Origin of the sequence: Chryseobacterium culicis (assembly GCF_900108365.1) — a bacterium.
Classification (GTDB): domain Bacteria; phylum Bacteroidota; class Bacteroidia; order Flavobacteriales; family Weeksellaceae; genus Chryseobacterium; species Chryseobacterium culicis.
On sequence record NZ_FNWQ01000004.1, the window covers coordinates 262848 to 284150 of the forward strand.

A 21303-nucleotide genomic window follows, 5' to 3' on the forward strand; every position below is an offset into this window, starting at 1 on the left:
GTTTCAAATGCAAAAATAATAAAATTAAAATTCTCAGCCTAAAAATACAAAAAAAACCGCCGGGGCGGTCTTTTACGAAAATATTTATATATTAAATTAACTATTGCCCTTGTTTGGCATCGTTAATCATTTTTTCATTGGCTGTAATAGCAAATTCTACTCTTCTGTTTTTAGCTCTTCCTTCATCGGTATCATTGCTGGCAACCGGCATATTTTTACCTTCACCTTTCGTGAACATTCTGGCTGATGCCACTCCTTTACCTACAAGATAAGATTTTACTGCATCTGCTCTTCTCTGAGAAAGCGCTAAGTTGTAAGCATCCTTACCTACGCTGTCTGTATATCCGTAGATATTGATGTTAGTGTCAGGATTATCAGTTAATACCTGCGCCAATTTATCTAAGTTAGTCTGAGCAAGAGACGTAAGGTTCGAGGAGTCGAATGCAAAGTTTACAATACTTTCGTTCATTGTTACTTTAATACCATCTCCTACTCTTTCTACCTGAGCTCCCGGTAAAGTTTCTTTAATATCTCTGGCCTGCTTATCCATTTTGTTACCGATAACGTTACCTGCAACACCACCGATAATACCACCAAGCACAGCACCAATAGCTCCGTTTCCTCCTTTTCCTACGTTGTTACCAAGGATACCTCCAAGTACTGCTCCTGAAGCAACACCTACTGCGGTACCTCTCTGTTGGTGATTTGAATTCTGAACCGCTTCACAGCTTGTCAATAATAATGCAGATGACAAGAAAAGGGCTCCTACGTATGTTTTATTGAATTTCATTTTTTTTGATCTTTATGTTGATAATTATTTCATTCCTGTTCTCTCGAAGTTGTAAACTACTTTTACATTACCTCCTTCAAAAGGAACGTCCTGCTGAAGTGAAAACTGATCTGTTGACTGATTGATCAGAGTAAGGCTGTACCCCACAGAATTTTGTTTTGCTTTTGTACCTGCAGCAATTTTTTTAAACATGAACGTATTACCGTCTTTTACTTCAAATTTGATAGGCTGTGTAATTGCCGGGCAATTTCCACCTCCGTTCAAAGTATATGCTCCTGTCCAGTTGTTAGGAATTAATCTCCAGTGGCTTCCTACGAAGCATTGTGCGTCAGCACCTTCGTCAAAAGGTTTGATTTTATAACCTTTATCATAATCTATGCTCACAATCTGCCAGTCTCCTTTCATTTTCAGAAAGTCTGCTCTTTGATTTTGAGATGTAGCTGCTTTGTTTACAGAGGAACAAGACACTGCAAAAAGTGATGTTCCCAACATCCCTGCAAGTAGTAACTTTTTCATTTTGTTGTTTATTATTTTGTTACTATAAAGTTACAAAAAACCGTGCCAAAATTTAAAATAAAAAATAAAAAGTCCGAAAAAAATTCGGACTCTTTATGGTTTCTCCTTAAACACAGGAAGATAAATTATTTTTTAACAGCCTTTTTTACGGATTTCGAAGGCTTAGGATTTCCAGCTGGTTTTCCTTTGTAGAAATTCGTGTAGGCATATTCTGCTGCTTTTTTCAAGTCTATAACTCCTCCGGCCTGGGATTGATCTGCAAATCCGTTTGCGGTGCTTGGATTGCTGCTTTTCACCAATGCTTCAATGATCTGGTAAGGTTTAAGATCCGGCATATAGGCTAATAACACTGCGGCAGCTCCTGCTACAACGGGTGAAGCCATGGAAGTTCCCTGAAGGTATCTATATTCGTTTTTAGGAACGGTAGAGTAAATTTCTTCTCCCGGTGCAAAAACGTTCACCATTTTTTTATTGTAATTAGAGAAATCTGCTCTCAATGCATTATTCTTGTTGGTGCTGGCACCCACTACCAGAACGTTGCTTACAAATGGTTTTTCATCTGTTACATTTTTAAAATTGGTAGGATATGCTAAATGTTCTGCTACATCTTCATTTTCGTTTCCTGCAGCTTTCACTAAAAGAACGCCTTTATCTTCGGCATATTTAAAAGCATCCCATACAACATTTTTACCTGGAGAAACAGGTTTCCCAAAGCTCATGTTCAATACTTTTGCTCCGTTGTCCACTGCATATCTGATCGCATTAGCCACGTCTTTGTCTCTTTCATCTCCATTGGGAACAGTTCTTACAGACATGATTTTGGCTACTTTGGAAGCCACTCCGTACTGAACTTCTTTTCCCTGAGGAAGCCCTGCAATGATTCCTGCTACGTGGGTTCCGTGTTCTGCGTCCGGTCCTTCGTAATGGTTATTACCATAGTTCTTTTCAGCGTAATCATCATAATTATCTCCTACAATTTCTTTTCTCGGATCATACGAAAGATCGTATTGTTTTGCCGCAGGAGCAAAGTGATCGATAGCTTCTTTCATTTCCTCCGTTATCTTTTTTTCAAATTCGGCAGATGATTTTCCTTTGAATTCCGGGCTTTGGGAAATTTGCCCTAAGAAATCCAGTGCGATGGCATCTCTCTGATCCGTTGGTGCTTTTATCGCAGAAATAGTTTCTGCTGTTAACGGCTTACCTCCTAATAGTTTCACCATATTAGGAATCAGCTCATTCAGCATAGAATAGGTTTTATAACTTTGGATGGCCTCGATACTTTTTTTATTGAACATATCTTTGGCCTTCATGTACATATCAAACTCGTCTTTCATCTGAGCCTGGTTAGCTTTATTCTTTGCGGAATCGGTCCCTTCAAAAACGGGTTTGTATTTGGCGACTACTCTTGTCACCTCCATATTGTCGATATCAATATCGCCGTTTTTACCTCCTATAAAGTTCCATCCGTGTACATCATCAATATATCCGTTTCCGTCATCATCTTTACCGTTTCCTGGAACTTCATTAGGATTAGACCAGACATTCTTTACCAATCCCGGGTGGTCTACCTGTACTCCACTGTCCAGCACTCCTACCACTACGGTTTTGGGCTTTAGGCCTTTAGATTCTAAGTATTTATAAGCATTTGCCGTATTTATTCCATATACTTTTGAGGTTGCAAAATCTTTATGATACCATGTCATAAGATCTTTATCTGTATTTGGATCTTTACTTTTAGCTTTAGACTCCTGTGCATAAGAGAAGCTAAAACCTGCTAAAAAAACTGCAGCTAATAATACCTTTTTCATATGTTGATATTTAATTTTTTAAAAGACATATCCCAATCGCCATCTACATTGGTTTTATAATGAGGGTTTCCTTAACAGCGATTGTATGCTATAATTGTTTTATATTTTTAATATATACCAGTGATTCCGGGCCTTTATTACAGATAAGGTCAAGAACCGAAAGGTCTTTCAAAAACCCGAATTTGTCAGAAAAAGTCTGGTAATATTCTTCCATTTCAAATGCTGAAGGAAGCTTTGCCGAAAACTTTTCTCTGAAATCAGGACTTTCAGGATTTTTGATATATTCTTCATTCAAAGAGTGTGCCTTTTCTGTTTTCAGTATCTGTTGGATCACTTCGATGCCTTTAAGGTTAAAATCTAAAAGAAACTTTTCTTTGAGGTCAAATATTTTTCTGAATTTATCTTCATAATATTCAAAATAAGGTGAGCTCTGATAGGCTGTTTTAATGGATTTCCAATGAAGGTTTCTCCAGTCTTCACGGTAAGAGATCTCAATATCTTTATATTCTCTTTTCCCATTATGATTAATCGGGATGATCAGCGATAGCTTTCCGTTGGCTCCATAGATGTTAGCTCTGTTTCTATAGGTTTGTTTGGGAAAGTTTTCAAATTGTTCCAGTACAACTTCGTTCTCAGGATTCAAAAACACTGAAAACCATGAAATTGAGGGCATGTAGAATGCCGGTAATAAAATATTTTGCATAATTATATAATCTAGTTTTTAGGGTAAATAACTCTTCCTACAGCATCTTTTTCATCAACAAAGCCTAAATAACGGGAATCCAAGCTTGCATTACGGTTATCTCCTAAAAAGAATAGTTTTCCACCCGGGACTCTTACAGGGCCAAAGTTATCGGCAGTCCAGTCTTTATGATAAATTTTACGGATATCCTGATCCGCATTGGGGTTGATAAACCTTTCATGAAAAAAATTATCATTAAGTTCCTTATCACTTAACTGAGTAATGAAATAATTATTGTCGATTTGAAAAATTTCATTTTCTTCCGTTCCTTTTAACAGGAGATCATTTGCATAACCTCTGTCTATTTTGTAAGAATGTTTTACATTAAAATGATCAATCAACGTATTATTGACGTATAATTTACCATTCTTAATTACAATCTCATCATTTTCAGTTCCGACCAGTCTCTGTATATAAGTACCTTGAGGATACTCCAAATTAGTCTGATTGTAGGCAATCATTTTAAATTTGTCGTAAGGAAGGATATTGGTCATTACAATAAATGACTTTTTTTTGATGGTAGGTTCATTGCCTGCCGTTGGTACAAAAGCATATTGCAAAACCCCGGAGAGTTTTGCAATAATAAAAAGAGTTACAATAAAGCTGCCTGTTAAAAGGACTCTATTAAATATTTTATTTTTAAACACTATTCTTCGGTTTTGTTTTTTCTGAATAGTTTCACGAAATACTCCCATCCGAAGAATAAGATCAGGATCATTGCTGCAATCCACCAGTAAGATGTTTTATTGGCTTCTCCTGTATTGGTTGCTTTAAACATTCTTTCCCAACGTATTTTGAATGGTGCTTGATAAGTAGAGCTGCTGTCAGCAAATGCTCCCTGTAAGCTCATCCATGTGAACATCGGTTTCCCTACAATATTTTCTTCCGGAACGAAACCAAAGAATCTTGCATCTAATGAAGCATCTCTGTTATCTCCCACCATCATATAATAATCCTGCTGAATTGTATATTGATTTGCTTCTTTTCCATTGATGAAAATTTTTCCGTTTTTCTTTTCTAAGCTGTTGTGCTCATATTCAGAAATAATCCACTGATACGTCGGAAGTGTTTCCTGGTTGATCGCCACTACATCTCCTTTTTTAGGAATTCTTAATGGTCCATACCAATCAGCATTCCAAGGTTTATTAATTGGGAAGATGGATTGAGTCGTATCAATTTTTGTTCTCGCCTCATCTTTATAAGCAACTGCTGATTCTTCTTTTGCAAAAATCTGTTCTTTTATATCTGTAACGTGAGGGAGTTCTTTGATTTCTTTGGCCACTTTATCCGTTAAACCCTGAAAGGCATAAAGATATCCACCGCTATCCTGCTGAAATTCACGAACCGGTAAAAATCCGTATACCTTATATAAAGTTGGAATATCCAATTGAGCATCTGTGCTTACGACGTATCCGTGCTGTACTTCCTGATCTCCTAAAACAGTTTCCGGCTTTCCGTTAACGAAAAGTCTTCCGCCTCTCATTTCAAAAGTATCCCCTGCTGTAGCTACACATCTTTTTACGTAAGGATCTTTTCTGTCAATCGCTGTATGTACAGAATCCTGAGGATAGTTGAAAACAACTACATCATTTTTCTGTGGTTTGTTGAACTGCAGAATTCTTGTGTAAGGCAGTTTTACAGCGTCCACATAAGATTTCGGATCATCTTTAGGGTTACCTTTCTGTCCTGTATCCATAATGGTTCCCTGAAGGAAAGGTATCGCAACGGGACGCATTGGAAGTCTGTAACCGTAGCTCCATTTGTTTACAAAAAGGAAGTCTCCTACCAGTAATGTTCTTTCCATGGATCCTGTAGGGATTCCGAAAGGCTGTGTTACGAAAACGTGGATGATGGTGGCAAAAACTACGGCAAAGGTGATGGAACCCACAAAGGTATCTTTCTTTTTGTCGTTTTTCTCTTCATCTGTAAGGAACAGATCATTTGCATTTTCATCTTCTAACTCTACATCTTTAGAATAGTTGATCACCGCCATATAAATAAACGGAAGAAGTACTGTAAGAATCTGATCTTTGAAAAGTGTTTTCCCGAACTTTTTCACCAGATAAAGATGAAAAACAGACATCATGATGGGTCCTACAATCGGAAGATAAGACAGGATGGCCCACCATTTCGGATGCTTTGTTTCTTTAAGGATGATGAAATAGTTGTAAAAAGGGATAAATGCGAATAAAGGGCTATAGCCCATTTTCTTGAACAGTTTCCAAGATGAAATCCCCATCAATACGGATAGTATGAGGACATATACTGTATAAGTTAAAAAATAATTCATAAATTTTTGTGCCTATTCTTATAATATAAAATGATGAGTAATAAATGATAAAAGCAGTCTGCTGTTTACTATTCACTATTCATCATTATCTGTTTATTGGTCTGCAATTTACAGAATTTGTTACAAATTAAAGTCCCAAAACGTCTTTCATTGTGAAGTTTCCTTTTTTATCTTTAATCCATTCTGCAGCGACTACAGCTCCCAGTGCAAAACCGTTTCTGTTGAAAGCAGTGTGCTTGATTTCGATTTCGTCCACTTCACTTCTGTAATATACACTGTGGGTTCCCGGAACCTCATCTTCACGTACTGCAAAAATTCCAAGCTGCCTGCCTTGCGTTTCTTCCAGCTTCCATGCATCGAATTTCGGATTGTTCTGGATGATTCCTTCAGCAATGGAAATGGCCGTTCCGCTTGGCGCATCTTTTTTATGGATGTGGTGAATTTCTTCCAGCTGGCAGGAGTATTCGTCCACATTTTTCATCAGATCCGCAAGCTTTTCGTTTAAAGCAAAGAATAAATTAACACCTAAACTGAAGTTGGAACCATATAAGAAAGCTGTACCGTTATCTACAGCTAATTTTTCTATTTCAGCCTTTTGATCCAGCCAGCCTGTTGTTCCGCAGATCACCGGAATTTTATTTTCAAGACAAGCTTTGATGTTCTCAAATGCCACTTCAGGCAGTGAGAACTCAATCACAACGTCCGGATTGTTAAGGTTTTCAGCAGTGGGGGTTTCCTTCAGACGGGCAACTACTTCATGACCTCTCTTCTGTGCGATCTCATCAATGATCTTACCCATTTTACCGTAACCAACTAATGCTATTTTCATATGATCTTTTTATTTTTTAATACTGCATTTATCCTCAGAAATGTATGCAGATGTTTCTTTTAGAATCTATAACTTAAACTGAATCCTGTTTTCGGAGCGCTGTACCCATACTGATCCTGAATAACCGATGGTTTAAAAACAAGATCCGGATCATGGCGGCTTTCGTACAGGTGAGCATCTACCACGGCATCTACGATATTGAGAATATAAATTAATCCTGTAATAGCGATGGCGTAATCTCTCTGTCTCTTGGCTCTGTCCTGAGCGTTTCCTAAAGCTTTTTTGTCCAACCAGGGATGACTGTCTACAAACTCATTTGGGGTTCCGTTCAGCTTCGCCACGTAATATTCACGATACTTTTTGTACTGATTATCATTCCATACAGCAATACCAACACCCGCTCCTACGGCTCCCCAAACAATGGGAATCTTCCAGTATTTTTTATTGTAAAACTGTCCTAATCCCGGTAAAACTGCAGAATACAGACCAGCTCTGGTAGGATTCAATTTTATGGTTTTTCCCGTAGGGCCATTTGCTTTTTCCAGATCTTCAATAATCTTTGCTTCTGTTTTACCTGGCTTTACAGTACGGGATTCTTCCTTCGGAGGAACTTCCATCCGAACGGTATCAACAGGTTTTACTTGTGAATAAGCCAGTGCCGCAAAACACAAGAAAAGGGTGAAAAATAGGTTCTTCATTTATTTAATATGGGATAAAATATATTCCAGTTCTTCTTCATTTTTAAAGTCCAGAACAATTTTACCTTTTTTACCATTTCCAGAAGATTTGATCTCTACTTTTACATCTAAGATATCTGCGATGGTCTTCTGGGCTTTTTTATAGTTATTGGAAAGTTCCACTTTTGCTTTTTTTGCAGCGGGAGACTTAGGATTCTTCAATGCAGCAGCAGCCTGCTCTGCCTGACGAACGTTTAATTTTTCTTTGATAATAAGATCAAACAGGACCTGCTGATCTTCTTCGCTTTCAAGACTTATAATGGCTCTTCCGTGTCCTGCAGAAATCTCGCCGCTTCTGATGGCATTCTGAATATCCGGATTTAATCTTAACAGCCTGATAGAATTGGTAATGGTACTTCTGTCTTTTCCTATTCTCTGGCTCAGGTTTTCCTGTGTAAGACCTATTTCTTCTAAAAGCCTGTGATAGGTTAATGCAATTTCAATCGCATCAAGATCTTCTCTCTGGATGTTTTCCACAAGAGCCATCTCAAGAAGCTCCTGATCATTGACTAAACGGATATAGGCGGGAACGGTGGTTAAACCAGCAATCTTACTTGCTCTGTAACGTCTTTCCCCGGAAATGATTTCAAACTTTTCGCCGTCTTTTCTAAGGGTAATCGGCTGAATTACGCCCAGATTTTTAATAGACTGCGCAAGTTCATTTAAAGCTTTCTCATCAAAATAAGTTCTCGGCTGCGTTGGGTTCGGATAGATATCTTCAAGTGCAACTTCTACAATATTTCCTACAAACTTATCTGCTCCTTCATCAGTAGCGGAATTGATAGTTGCTTTGGATTCTGCACTTAAAATGGCGCCCAAGCCGCGTCCCATAGCTCTTTTTTTGTCCTTCATATATATAATTGATAAATGATGTCTGATAAGTGATGACTGGCATTCACTTCCCGGCCATTTATTATTAATTTAATTCTTTATTAAGTTTTCATTCTTTAAAAGAACCTCTTCAGCCAACTGAATGTACTGAACCGCTCCTTTACTTTCTGCATCATAATTCAGGATACTTTCTCCGAAACTTGGTGCTTCGCTCAATCTTACGTTTCTGCTGATAATGGTTTCAAAAACCATTTCAGGGAAGTGAAGATTTACTTCTTCCACTACCTGATTGGATAGTCTTAACCTGCTGTCGTACATGGTAAGCAGAAGACCTTCTATTCCCAGGTCTTTGTTGTGGATTTTCTGAACATTTTTAACGGTATTCAAAAGTTTTCCAAGCCCTTCTAATGCAAAGTATTCACACTGGATCGGAATGATTACAGAATCTGCTGCCGTAAGCGCATTGACTGTAATAAGACCTAAACTCGGTGCACAATCAATGATGATATAATCATAATCATCTCTTACACTGGCTAATGCTTTTTTCAACATATACTCACGGTCTTCCTTGTCTACCAATTCAATTTCTGCAGCTACCAGATCAATATGAGACGGGATAATATCCAGATTCGGAGTTGCGGTTCTTTTGATACAAACCCTTGTTTCTGCACTATGCTCCAGTAAATTATATGTAGAATACTGAACATCTTCCACACCCAGACCGGATGTAGCATTCGCCTGAGGATCAGCATCAATGATTAATATTCTTTTTTCCAATACTCCTAATGCTGCCGCCAGGTTTACAGCGGTAGTAGTTTTACCAACGCCTCCTTTTTGATTAGCAATACCTATGATTTTTGCCATTATTAGAACTTTAAGTTTCAAAAATACACTTTTTTCTTTGCTCTCGGTGAGTGGGGAAAATCAAAATTGAGTTAAAATATTGTTAATAAGCAATTTAACGATAAAAAAAATTATCCACAAAAAAAAATCTTTGTGGATAACTATTAAAATGTGTCTTTTCGTATTAATTATCAAATCTCATTGAGATAGGAAATTTGAAATAACTTCTTACGAATTCTCCTTTTTTGTTTTTGGCAGGAATCCATTTTCCTTTGCTTGAGATGTTTTTGATTGTTCTCACTGCCTCATTGTTAAATTCGGCGTTGGTTCCATTAGCTTTTACCCCTGAGATCGTTCCGTCCATTTCAACAATAAAGGTAACTGTCGTCTTTACAACATCTTCTGATTCGAATCCTGATCCATCGAAGTTGTTCATTACTTTATTTCTAAAGGAGTCTATGCCTCCTGCAAAATTAGCTTCTACGCTTAATTCCGTTTCAATCTTTTTAGGATCTGTCTTTTCCACTACCGGCTCAGTCTTCACCGCAGGCGGGCCATCCCCTCCAATAACACGTGGAACAATCGGAATATAGCTATCTGTGGTAGTTTCTTTACCTTCCGATGTCTGTGTGCTTGCTACTGCATTTGTTTTATCCTCCACCTGCTTTTCATTAGTAACAATTGCTTTAGGCTCCGGTAATCTGTTGTCATATGCTTTTACTGCGGGAGCTGGGGGCGTTGGTTTTACAATCTGCGCAGGAGGATCTTTTTCAGGTGGTTCAACAATTTTAATAATTGTTCTTTCGCCATTATCCTTAATTCGATCTATAACTACATCTGATTTCATTGCAGAAAGCACAAATGGTGTAATAGACACTGCTGCCATTAAACTTGCTCCGATAAAAAGCGCTTTGGTTAATATTCTATCTGATTCGTTTCTTAATACATAGGCACCATAGTCTTTATTGCGGTGCTCGAACAGGACTTCGTTGAACCGAAATTCCTGGTTTTGGTTATGTTGTTTCATCACTACTACTATTTAAACTGTTAAAAAAAAAATTGATTATTAGTTTTATTGTTCTTATCGATAAGTACTATTGTAATATCAAAACATCGGCCAAAATTTTATCAAAACAACATAATATTAGAATTTTTTATGATACTATTTAAATTTTAACACTTATCCGTCGAAAGTTCAGACTGAAAACCCAGCCCACCTATGAAGGAATTAAATAAAAAAAAGAGACCATCCAAGGATGATCTCTCTGTTATTTGATGTCTGAGAATATTAGAATAATTCTTTTCTGATGATGTTCTGACTTCTTTCAGGACCTACAGAAACTAAGTATACATTGATTCCTAAATATTTTTCAATAAACTCGATGTATTTCTGAGCAGTATCAGGAAGTTCATCATAGCTTCTTGCTTTTGTAATATCTTCGCTCCAGCCTGGTAAATCCTGGTAAATTGGTTCGTAGTTGTATAATTTTTCTGTTGAAGAAGTGAAATAATCGATGATTTTTCCGTCTTCAGTTTTGTAGTGGGTAACTACTTTCAGGTTTTCAATTCCTGTAAGAACGTCAAGCTTTGTGATGACAAGGTTGTTGATTCCGTTGATCATACAAGCATGCTTTAAAGAAACAAGGTCTAACCAGCCTGTTCTTCTTGGTCTTCCTGTAGTAGCTCCGAATTCACCACCGATCTGTCTGATTTTTTCACCCAGTTCATTATCTAATTCTGAAGGGAAAGGTCCGTTTCCTACTCTTGTACAGTAAGCCTTCGCTACTCCGATCAGGTTTTGAAGTGAAGTTGGCGGAACACCAGCTCCTGAACAAACACCTCCTGTAGATGGAGATGATGAAGTTACGTAGGGATAAGTTCCGAAGTCGATGTCAAGCATTAAAGCCTGAGCTCCTTCGAACAATACGTTTTTACCGTCTCTGATAGCTTCGTTCAACTCTAATTCAGTATCAACGATTCTGTCCTGAAGCTGTTTTCCGATGGCTAAATATTCGTTGTAGATTTCTTCAACGTCTAAAGTTGGCTTTCCGTAATATTTTTCAAAAAGAGAGTTCTTAACTTTTAAGTTTTTCTCAATTTTGTCTCTTAAAATCTCAGGATTTAGAAGGTCTACCATTCTGATTCCGACTCTTGCAATTTTATCTTCATAGCAAGGTCCGATTCCTTTTTTGGTAGTTCCGATCTGAGTTCCTCCGTGCTCCTCTTCACGGTAAGTATCCAAAAGGATGTGGTAAGGCATGATGACATGCGCTCTTCTGCTGATAAAGATATGATCTGTTCTTAAGCCTTTGCTTTCGATCTGACCAACTTCTTTAATGAAAGATTTAGGGTTTACCACTACTCCATTCGCAATGATACATTTCCCTTTGCATTGAAGAACTCCTGAAGGAAGAAGGTGTAGAACGAATTTCTCATCACCCACATAAACCGTGTGACCAGCGTTGTCTCCACCCTGGAAACGTACTACATAGTCCGATTTTGCTGATAAAACATCCGTGATTTTTCCTTTGCCTTCATCTCCGTACTGAAGACCTACAACTACATAAGTTGACATATTTTACTTTTGTTTTTAGATTCGTGCAAAATTACTTTTAAAAAAAATGACGGCCAAATTATAGAGGATATTTATTTTGTGTTGGGATGAAAATCATGAGGTGGAAGATATTAAAATTATTTAGTTTAAAATAATAAAGTCATGTCGTATAATTTTTTGAAATAAAAATTTGTTTACTTTTGTTTTGTGGAAAAACATGGTCAAATAGAAATAAAAGTTTCTGGAAAAATTGGAAACGTAGATATAAATCCTGATAACTTTGATATCAAGGAAATAGTTTCTATATTAAACAATGTTGATGATTTATTATATTCTGGAGATAAAAAAAATAGACCTTTAATTTCTTATGATATTAAAGAAGGCTCTGTTAGAAATATTTTTAAAACCGGAATACAATATATAGTTAGTTTTAATGCCATATTAGGTTTAATTTCCCAGACTAATACAATTGATTATTTGGATTTAGTAACAGCTAAAGCTATTGAAAACCTTCAAGATTTAGCAAAGAAAAAGGATTTTGCTCTTGATATAACAACATCACTTGAAGGCTCTAATAATATTCGAATTGATAAATTTTCTGATTTTAAAAGAACAGAAGCAATTTGGGCTGAAGCAGAATTTTATTTTTATGGAAAAATAACTAACGCAGGGGGTAAAGATAAAGCTAATATTCATTTATTAACTGATGAATATGGAACAGTTAGAATTCAAACTCCAATTTCATTTTTAGAACGACAAGAAGAAAATATTCTATATAAATCTTTAGGTATAAGAGCTAAAGGTAACCAACACTCCGAAAACGGAGAAATTGATTTTACAAATTTAGAATTTATTGAGTTAATTGATTATAATCCCATTTTTGACGAAAATTATTTGAAAAAATTAAGAGATAAAGCAAAACAATCTTGGCTTTCAAATATTAACCCAGATGAATGGTTAAGACAAATAAGAGGAGGCTATGAAAGTTAATGGAGTTTTACTAGACACAAGTTTCTTTATTAGATTTTTAAATGATGCTGATCCATTATTTAGAAATGCTCTAGAATATTATAAATACTTTTTAAGCAATGATATCAAAATGTATATTTCAACAATTTCAATTGCTGAATATTGTGTTGGGGGTTCAATATCAGAATTACCTTTAAGAAATTTAGCTATTCTTCCATTTAATCTGAATCATGCTACTATAACAGGTGAAATTGCTAAAATAGTTTTTACAAAAAAGGGAAAATTAAAACTAGCTGAAAGAAATATAATTCCAAATGACTCAAAATTATTTTCTCAAGCAGATGTAGAGAAAAATATCATTTATTATTTGTCTTCAGACACCGAGAGTATTAAAATTTATAACCTTCTCAAAGAAGAAGGACAAAAGCCTAGTTTTAGTTTTATAGATTTAAATATTCCTCCAAATGAATATTTTGGATATTTAGATTTATAAATATTTTTAGATTTTTGATTAAAACAAAACTAAAGTATAATAACTACTAACTAACCATTCTACTCACCTCATTTTCAATAAACATAGACACATCATCCAAAGCCGAAATCACCAACAAAGTCCCATGATAATCTTTAATGGATTTTTTGAAAACTATTAACTTCCTGATATTGAGACAAAATAACGCGAAACATAATTTATCATGCCAATATCCCAATCCCCATCATACCTCCCATCAAAAATAAACAGCAATTCCCAGCTTTTCTATACCCTGTTTACTCCCGGAACAGCAAAAGCTACTCTGCTTATCGTTCACGGCATGCAGGAACACAGCGGAAGATATGCAGAGATTGCTGAATATTTTGCCAGTCATGGTATAGCTGTATTGACGTATGATCATCTGGGACACGGAAAATCTGTAAAAAACAAAAAAGAGATTGGTTTCTTCCAGCTTGAAAAACCGGATGAGAGACTTATTGCAGATGCAGAAATGATGGCAGATTATCTTGCAGGGCAGTTTCCGGAGGTTCCGCATTTTATTCTGGGACATTCTATGGGATCTTTTATTACAAGGTGTCTTCTTCAAAAAGCAAGCAGCAAATTTGCAGGTGCCATCATTACAGGAACCGGAGGTCCTTTACCGGGAATAGATGTATTAAGAGGTTATTTATCATTAGCTAATGCCATAGCACCCCGTCATCGTACTTTTTTGAATTCTGTTTTTACGAGTGTCAATAACAAGCATTTTAAAAAGGATAAAGATTTTAGTGATACCAGCTGGCTGAGTGTAAATCCTGAAAACAGGAAGAGGTTTGAGCAGGATGAACTTTGTGGAATTCCGTTCACTCATAATGCTTTTTATACTTTATTCAGCATTTATAAAAAGGCTACGGCAAGAAACTGGGCTTCCTCTATTTCTAAATCGTTTCCTTTTTTATTTGTAAGCGGACATAATGATCCGATCGGTGATTTTGGAAAAGGAGTGATGTATACAGTTGATAATTTAAAAGCTGATGGTTTTCAGAATGTGGACGTAAAGATCTATCCGGATATGCGTCATGAGATTTTGAACGAATCCATACGAGAGGAGGTTCTGCAGGAAATCCATAACTGGATCTTAAAATAATAAGAACAAAATAAAAAATTCCAGATCGCTTTGATCTGGAATTTCTGTATAAATTTCAGCTGAGGCCGACAGTCGTTTTAATTCAGGATTAATTCCTGATCAATTCCGATCTCCTCCAAAAAAACTTCATCATGGGAGATCACCAGCAATGTTCCCTGATAATCTTTAATAGAGTTGGTGAGAATTTCTACATTCTGCAGATCTAAATTATTGGTAGGTTCATCAAGTATAATAAGATCAGGTGCCTGATTACTGATAGAAAGTCCGCACAGAAGCAGTCTCAGGCGCTCTCCCCCACTCAGCATACCACACTTTTTATCCCAGGTCTCTTTACTAAACAAAAACCTTGAAAGTAATGTTTTCACATCGGATTCCTGCATTGCATGGTCATTAAAGGTCTGCACAAAATCGTAAAGAGTAGCGTTATTATCAATCAAAGAATATTCCTGATCAATATAAATACTGTTGAACTCTGCCCTGCTTATTTTCCCTTCTGAAGGTTCAATTTTTCCGAGCAGGAGTCTGATCAGTGTCGTTTTTCCCGAACCGTTCGAACCTTTAATGCAAATTCGATCTCCGCTTCGCAACTCAAGATTACTATTTTCTTTCCAGAGTTTTCCTTTTCCGTAATCGAAATTGATATCTTCAGCAGCAACAAGAATCTTCCCTGAATGCAAATTTGAATCATTAAAATTCACTTTCATCTGATCGAAATTCTTTAAGGAGGAACGGAGATCCCGTAAATCACCTGAGATACCACTTATTTTCTCAGCATGGACACTCTTCAGTTTGGAACTGTTCTTTTCTGCATTATTCCGGAGCGTGTTCATCATGATTCTCGCCACTCCTGATTTTTCCTGCTTTCCTTTCCCTCTTGCATCCAGTTTTTGCTTACGTTCCAGTGTTTCGCGTTCTTTTTCTTTTGCTTTTTTCAGAGCTCTTTCTTTCGAGTGGATGTCATTTTGTAATGCTTCATCCTCTATTTCTTTCTGTTCAGCATAGAAATCATAATTCCCGCCGTAGGAAGCAATTCCCTGATTGCTCAACTCGAATAGGGTATCCATCAGGTTGAGCAGAGCACGGTCATGGCTCACTACAATCACTGTTGAATCTGTTTTTTCAATAAGATCATACAACAGCTTCCTGCCACCGAGATCCAAGTGATTGGTAGGCTCATCCAACACAATTATATCAGGATCATTGATCTGAATACCGGCAAGAAAAACTTTGGTTTTTTGTCCGCCGCTTAGATCCTCAAGCTTCTGGGTTAATTTAAAATTCCCGAGTCCCCAGTATTCCAGAACTTGATGAGACCGTTCTTCAATGTCCCAGTCGTCGTTGAGCGTTTCGAAATAAATTTCATCCACTTCTCCGTCGGTAATCTTTTGAAGCGCATGCAATTTTTGATCTATTTTCAGACATTCCGCAATGGTAAGGTGGTTACAGTTCCCGAATATCTGGGGCACATAAAAAATATCACCATCAATATTAACCGTACCCTCTGAAGATTGTATTTCTCCTGCAATGATTTTCAGAAGGGTTGATTTTCCCGTACCGTTACTTCCTACCAAAGCCGATCTGGAATGAGACTGTATCGTTATATTGATATGATTAAATAGAAGATTTCCTCCCGGAAACCCAAAGGATATATTTTGAAGTAAAATCATGATTTCTTTCTTAAAATAGTTAAACACCGGCAACATTTCCGTTACCGCTTTATTGAATCTGAAAGAAACTATATCCTACATGTCTGTATTTTTGGGTTTGAAAGTACAAAGATAGTCATTTTCCTGAATATTGATTTTTTCATCAGTGGTCAGGATATTTATCACCCTCGGCTTATTTCTTTCTTTCAAACACTTGCATTTTTAGAATCCTTTCAGGCATCTATTTCCACAAGCTGTTACTTTCAAAAGCTTATATCTGTTATTATGTAAACAGGCTTCACTATCCTCTTCCAATCTGTGATCCTGAAACGCACAAACTTTCAAACTGATAAAAACAGGAAAGTATTTTAATCAAAAATCCGTAACTTTGCCTCCTACTAAAAATTTTATGGAAAGCATTAAAGTTCACGACAAAACTTTCGTTCCTTATTTAAAGGATGCCGAAATTCAGGAAATTGTAAAAGAGACAGCATTAAGAATTTATGAAGATTACAAGGATGAAGTTCCTGTTTTCATTGGTGTTTTGAATGGGGTGGTAATGTTCTTCTCAGATCTTTTAAAATATTACCCGGGGGAATGCGAAATTGCCTTCATTCAGATGAGCTCTTATGTAGGAACTGAATCTACAGGGATTGTTTATCAGAAAATGGAGCTTACTAAAGATGTAAGAGACCGTCACATTATTCTTGTAGAGGATATTGTAGATACTGGAAATACGGTTGAAAGTCTTTTCAAATATTTCAAAGAAACACAGCGTCCTAAATCTGTAAAACTGGCAAGTTTTCTATTGAAACCGGAGATTTACAAGAAAGACTTCAAGCTGGACTATATCGGAAAAGAAATTCCTAATAAGTTTGTACTTGGATACGGACTGGATTATGATGAATTAGGAAGAAACCTGCCGAATTTATATCAGTTGGAAGACGGACAAATCAACCATTAAACGCTGTTGGCTATTAGCTGATAGCTTTTAGCTTAAAACATTATATAAAGAAATACATTTAATAATAACTTAAAAAAGCTGAAAGCAAAGAGCAAACCGCCAAAAGCCAGGAGCCAGAAGCAGATGCCCGTTGCCGAAAGCGTATCAACATTATGATAAACATTGTTCTGTTCGGCCCTCCAGGAAGTGGAAAAGGAACACAAGCCCAGAATCTGATCGAGAAATTCAATTTAAAACAGGTTTCAACAGGTGATCTTTTCAGATACAATATGAAAAATGACACTGAACTTGGAAAACTGGCTAAGTCATACATCGATAAGGGAGAATTGGTTCCGGATCAGGTAACAACAGATATGCTGATCGACGAGATTAAAAAACCTACTGATACCAACGGTTTTATTTTTGACGGATATCCAAGAACCACGGCTCAGACCGAAGCATTGGAGACTATCGTTAAAGAAGTACTGAATGACGAGATAGACATCTGTCTTTCATTGGTAGTAGAGGACAAAATTCTGGTTGAAAGACTTCTGAAAAGAGGAGAAACCAGCGGAAGATCAGACGACAGCAATGTAGAGATCATCGAAAACAGAATTAAAGAATATTATACCAAAACAGCAGAAGTTGCCGAGCTTTATAAGCAGCAGGGTAAATATGTAGAGGTAAACGGTGTTGGAGAAATTGATGAAATTTCCCAAAAACTTTTCGCTGAGGTAGAGAAAATTAAATAATCGGGATATGGGCACGGGGTAAAATTTCGTCCCGTAGCCTGTAACTTGCAACACAAACTATATGTCTAACTTTGTAGATTACGTAAAAATCCATTGTAAAAGCGGACACGGAGGTGCTGGTTCTGCCCATCTTCGCCGTGAAAAGTATATTCCTAAAGGTGGTCCTGACGGTGGCGACGGTGGCCGTGGCGGACACGTCATTATGAGAGGAAATGCTAATGAATGGACTTTGCTTCCACTCCGATACACCCGTCACATAAAAGCAGAACGAGGTGAAAACGGAGCAAAAAACCAGCTGACAGGAGCTGACGGTTCTGATATTTATATCGACGTTCCAATCGGAACTATCGCTAAAAATGAGGAGGGTGAAATTATCGGGGAAATCCTTGAGGACAAACAGGAAATCATTTTGATGCAGGGAGGAAAAGGGGGAAAAGGAAACGAACACTTCAAATCTTCTACCAATCAGACGCCAAGATATGCACAACCGGGAATGGACGGTGAGGAAGGCTATGTAGTCTTTGAGCTTAAAATTTTGGCTGATGTGGGACTTGTTGGGTTTCCGAATGCCGGTAAATCTACACTTTTAGCATCAGTTTCTGCCGCAAAACCTAAAATTGCCAATTACGCTTTTACCACTCTGACGCCTAACCTTGGAATTGTAGATTACAGAAATTACAAATCATTCGTAATGGCTGATATTCCCGGGATTATTGAGGGAGCAGCAGAAGGGAAAGGCTTAGGACACAGATTCCTGAGACATATTGAAAGAAACTCTATTCTGTTATTCCTAATTCCGGCTGATTCTGAAAACCATTTTCAGGAGTTTAAAATTCTTGAAAATGAACTGAAGGAGTACAATCCTGAACTTTTGGATAAGGACTTCATTATTTCTGTTTCAAAATCAGACCTTTTGGACGAGGAACTGAAGAAAGAAATTGCAGCAGAGTTCCCGGAAAACAAACAGCCTTTATTCTTCTCAGGGGTTACCGGAGAAGGCCTTATGGAACTGAAAGATGCAATCTGGAAACAATTGCACGGATAAAAAAACATGAACCGGTTTTGTTTTACAATAAAACGGCAATATAAAAAACAGCCTTAGAGAAGATCTGAGGCTGTTTTTCTTTATGGTATTTTTCACAGCAATACTTTAATTTTATATTTAACATAAAAATAAAGCACGGGTTCAATTTTTGGAACAATTATTGGGAGACTCTCCGAAATTGAAAAAACTATGAAATATTTATTAGGCCTTTGTGCATTTATACTATTATTCTCCTGCAATTCTCAGAAAGTAAATTCTCAATATTCCACCATTGAATATGAAGCTACTCCCTGCTTTGGATTCTGTCCTGTTTTCAAAATGACCATCAGTGCGGACAGAACTGCCGTTTTTGAAGCGGAACATTTTAATTTCAATGATAAGCCTTCCAAAGATGAGTTTTCAAAACCTCGGGAAGGGACCTTCAAAGGAACAATTAAAGAAGAGGATTATAACAGGTTAATAACTTTACTGAATGGATTAAATGTAAAAACTTTAAACGACAAATACGGTGAACACAATGTAACGGATCTTCCCACATCGTATTTAAGAATCAAATTGGCTGACGGAACTTCGAAAAATGTGGAAGACTATGGAAAACGGGGAAGCGAAAAGCTTTCGGAACTGTATCAGTTTTTTGAAAACCTGCGAAAAAACCAGCAATGGACCAAAGTGAAATAATTTCATTTACTATGATCTTTTGATCCAGATAAGATTTTACAATAAAACAACTGGCTGCTCGTATACGGGTGGCCAGTGCTATTTTACAGCCATAAAATAAGCTTTATAAAGATGCCAATGAGCAGAATAAAAATCTTAATTTTTTTTAACCTACCTTTGCAGAATGTAATTCTTTCAGACTGAAGGAATTTTTATTTAAATTTTAAAATAATTCATTTGAATTTTACAGACTTAAACTTAATAGAACCTATTGCAAAAGCAATCCAGGAGCAGGGCTATACGACTCCGACTCCTATCCAGGAAAGATCTATTCCTGATATTCTGGAAGGCAGAGACTTTTTAGGTTGTGCACAGACAGGAACAGGAAAAACAGCAGCTTTTTCCATCCCAATCCTACAGAATTTATCCAAAAATAAAATTCCCAATAAACATATTAAAGCATTAATCCTTACACCGACCAGAGAACTGGCGATTCAGATTGAGGAAAACATTAATGCTTACGGTAAATATCTTCCATTAAAACAGCTTGTTATCTTCGGAGGGGTAAAACAGGGAAACCAGGAGGCTGCTTTGAGAAAAGGAGTTGATATTCTGGTAGCCACTCCCGGAAGACTTCTGGACTTTATTGCCCAGGGAATCATCAGCCTGAAAAATCTTGAAATTTTTGTGCTGGATGAAGCGGACAGAATGCTGGATATGGGTTTTGTACATGATGTAAAAAGAATCATTAAGCTTTTACCTCAGAAAAGACAGACTTTATTCTTTTCGGCCACGATGCCCGGAGAAATTCAGAAACTGGCTAATTCTATCCTGAATAATCCCGTAAAAGTAGAAGTAACCCCTGTTTCATCTACAGCGGACACCATTAAGCAATCTGTTTATTTTGTAGAAAAAGACAATAAGCTGAATTTGCTTTCCCACATTCTTCAAAATGACATTTCAGATTCTGTGCTGGTTTTCGCAAGAACGAAACATGGTGCTGACAAGATTTCCAGAAAACTTCAGAAAGACAATATTTCCGCAGAAGCGATCCACGGTAATAAATCTCAGAATGCGAGACAAAATGCTTTGAACAACTTTAAATCCGGAAAAACAAGAGTTCTTGTGGCTACGGATATTGCTGCAAGGGGAATTGATATTGACGAACTGAAATTTGTTATTAATTTTGAGCTTTCTGATGTTTCTGAAACCTATGTACACAGAATCGGAAGAACAGGAAGAGCCGGTGCTGAAGGTAATTCTATATCTTTTGTAGATGGACTAGACCTTCTGAACCTGAAGAATACTGAAAAGCTGATTGGCAAAAAAATTCCGGTCATTAAAGACCATCCGTTCCATACAGATGATCTGGTTGCCCAGAAAAGGGATTCTAATAACAAGCCTGTTCACGCAGGCAGCGAAAAACCTAAAACAGGCGGCAGCAATAACCCAAGGTCTAATAACAACCGTAAAAAGCCTTCTGCGGGAGCTTCGGTAGGGTTCAAAAAACCTAAGAACAAGAATTTCACTAGAAAGAAATAAAAACAAACCCCTTTTCAAATCTGAAAGGGGTTTTTATTTGTCATAAAATAAGCGCTTTACAGCTTTCGGGATAAAAATCGGAAGTTGTCATAGAGTTTGGAAACCAGAACATGGAAATTATTAAGTTGCAGTGATAACTGCCGGAAATTATAAGACTAACGGTAATCTCCAGCCTCTCTCCTACAGCTTA

At 37.0% G+C, this 21303-nt stretch carries 21 protein-coding genes; 8 read left to right on the forward strand and 13 right to left on the reverse strand.

All coding sequences use genetic code 11. The annotated features are described in order from the left end of the window. Positions 1-100: 100 nt before the first annotated feature. The 12 genes from BLW74_RS16235 to BLW74_RS16290 form a co-directional block, all read right to left on the reverse strand. The gene (locus BLW74_RS16235; RefSeq protein WP_089693992.1) at positions 101-790 is read right to left on the reverse strand and encodes a YiaD family glycine zipper/OmpA-like lipoprotein; all 690 of its coding nucleotides are present in this window, start codon (positions 788-790) and stop codon (positions 101-103) included. Positions 791-814: 24 nt separating this feature from the next. Further along, entirely contained in the window at positions 815-1306 is a 492-nt protein-coding gene (locus BLW74_RS16240) for a lipocalin family protein (protein WP_089693994.1), read from the reverse strand. 125 nt (positions 1307-1431) lie between these two features. Beyond that, complete coding sequence (locus BLW74_RS16245; RefSeq protein WP_089693996.1) at positions 1432-3114, reverse strand: S8 family serine peptidase; 1683 nt, start codon at positions 3112-3114, stop codon at positions 1432-1434. A gap of 88 nt (positions 3115-3202) precedes the next feature. Further along, entirely contained in the window at positions 3203-3817 is a 615-nt protein-coding gene (locus BLW74_RS16250; RefSeq protein WP_089693999.1) for a WbqC family protein, read from the reverse strand. 11 nt (positions 3818-3828) lie between these two features. Next, positions 3829-4503, reverse strand: a complete 675-nt coding sequence (gene lepB / locus BLW74_RS16255) for a signal peptidase I (protein ID WP_167358452.1) — start codon at positions 4501-4503, stop codon at positions 3829-3831. Further along, a complete protein-coding gene (lepB, locus tag BLW74_RS16260) occupies positions 4503-6146 on the reverse strand; it encodes a signal peptidase I (RefSeq protein WP_089694003.1) in 1644 nt (547 codons plus the stop codon). The genes lepB (BLW74_RS16255) and lepB (BLW74_RS16260) overlap by 1 nt, the downstream gene beginning before the upstream one ends. 127 nt (positions 6147-6273) lie before the next feature. Continuing rightward, complete coding sequence (dapB, locus tag BLW74_RS16265) at positions 6274-6975, reverse strand: 4-hydroxy-tetrahydrodipicolinate reductase (RefSeq protein WP_089694005.1); 702 nt, start codon at positions 6973-6975, stop codon at positions 6274-6276. Positions 6976-7034: 59 nt separating this feature from the next. Further along, the gene (locus BLW74_RS16270; protein ID WP_089694008.1) at positions 7035-7673 is read right to left on the reverse strand and encodes a DUF5683 domain-containing protein; all 639 of its coding nucleotides are present in this window, start codon (positions 7671-7673) and stop codon (positions 7035-7037) included. Continuing rightward, a complete protein-coding gene (locus BLW74_RS16275) occupies positions 7674-8564 on the reverse strand; it encodes a ParB/RepB/Spo0J family partition protein (protein ID WP_089694010.1) in 891 nt (296 codons plus the stop codon). Positions 8565-8633: 69 nt separating this feature from the next. Continuing rightward, on the reverse strand, positions 8634-9407 hold the full coding sequence (locus tag BLW74_RS16280; RefSeq protein WP_047420649.1) for a ParA family protein: 774 nt from the start codon (positions 9405-9407) through the stop codon (positions 8634-8636). 163 nt (positions 9408-9570) lie between these two features. Beyond that, positions 9571-10413 carry a hypothetical protein gene (locus BLW74_RS16285; protein WP_089694012.1) on the reverse strand — a complete coding sequence of 281 codons (843 nt, stop codon included), beginning with the start codon at positions 10411-10413 and terminating at the stop codon, positions 9571-9573. Positions 10414-10674: 261 nt separating this feature from the next. Beyond that, positions 10675-11961, reverse strand: coding sequence for an adenylosuccinate synthase (locus BLW74_RS16290; RefSeq protein WP_062676417.1), 1287 nt, complete (start codon positions 11959-11961; stop codon positions 10675-10677). A 186-nt stretch (positions 11962-12147) separates the two neighbouring features. On the opposite strand from BLW74_RS16290, the gene BLW74_RS16295 reads away from it, so the two are divergent. The 3 genes from BLW74_RS16295 to BLW74_RS16305 all read left to right on the forward strand — a co-directional run bounded on the left by BLW74_RS16295 (position 12148) and on the right by BLW74_RS16305 (position 14528). Further along, positions 12148-12930 carry a hypothetical protein gene (locus tag BLW74_RS16295; protein WP_089694014.1) on the forward strand — a complete coding sequence of 261 codons (783 nt, stop codon included), beginning with the start codon at positions 12148-12150 and terminating at the stop codon, positions 12928-12930. Next, positions 12920-13402: a type II toxin-antitoxin system VapC family toxin gene (locus tag BLW74_RS16300; protein ID WP_089694016.1), complete on the forward strand. Its 483-nt coding sequence runs from the start codon at positions 12920-12922 to the stop codon at positions 13400-13402. The genes BLW74_RS16295 and BLW74_RS16300 overlap by 11 nt, the downstream gene beginning before the upstream one ends. 202 nt (positions 13403-13604) lie before the next feature. Then, the gene (locus BLW74_RS16305) at positions 13605-14528 is read left to right on the forward strand and encodes an alpha/beta fold hydrolase (protein ID WP_089694018.1); all 924 of its coding nucleotides are present in this window, start codon (positions 13605-13607) and stop codon (positions 14526-14528) included. Between the two features lie 77 nt (positions 14529-14605). Here the strand turns inward: BLW74_RS16305 and BLW74_RS16310 are convergent, their stop codons facing one another. Further along, a complete protein-coding gene (locus BLW74_RS16310; RefSeq protein ID WP_089694184.1) occupies positions 14606-16195 on the reverse strand; it encodes an ABC-F family ATP-binding cassette domain-containing protein in 1590 nt (529 codons plus the stop codon). Positions 16196-16583: 388 nt separating this feature from the next. On the opposite strand from BLW74_RS16310, the gene BLW74_RS16315 reads away from it, so the two are divergent. The 5 genes from BLW74_RS16315 to BLW74_RS16335 all read left to right on the forward strand — a co-directional run bounded on the left by BLW74_RS16315 (position 16584) and on the right by BLW74_RS16335 (position 21113). Then, on the forward strand, positions 16584-17138 hold the full coding sequence (locus BLW74_RS16315; RefSeq protein WP_047374145.1) for a phosphoribosyltransferase: 555 nt from the start codon (positions 16584-16586) through the stop codon (positions 17136-17138). 152 nt (positions 17139-17290) lie between these two features. After that, positions 17291-17869, forward strand: a complete 579-nt coding sequence (locus BLW74_RS16320; RefSeq protein WP_034697446.1) for an adenylate kinase — start codon at positions 17291-17293, stop codon at positions 17867-17869. Between the two features lie 61 nt (positions 17870-17930). Continuing rightward, positions 17931-18914 (forward strand): GTPase ObgE, encoded by a 984-nt coding sequence (obgE, locus tag BLW74_RS16325; protein ID WP_089694021.1) that lies wholly within the window; start codon positions 17931-17933, stop codon positions 18912-18914. Positions 18915-19103: 189 nt separating this feature from the next. Beyond that, positions 19104-19592, forward strand: coding sequence for a DUF6438 domain-containing protein (locus BLW74_RS16330; RefSeq protein ID WP_089694023.1), 489 nt, complete (start codon positions 19104-19106; stop codon positions 19590-19592). 216 nt (positions 19593-19808) lie between these two features. Continuing rightward, a complete protein-coding gene (locus BLW74_RS16335) occupies positions 19809-21113 on the forward strand; it encodes a DEAD/DEAH box helicase (protein ID WP_089694025.1) in 1305 nt (434 codons plus the stop codon). Positions 21114-21303: the final 190 nt, after the last annotated feature.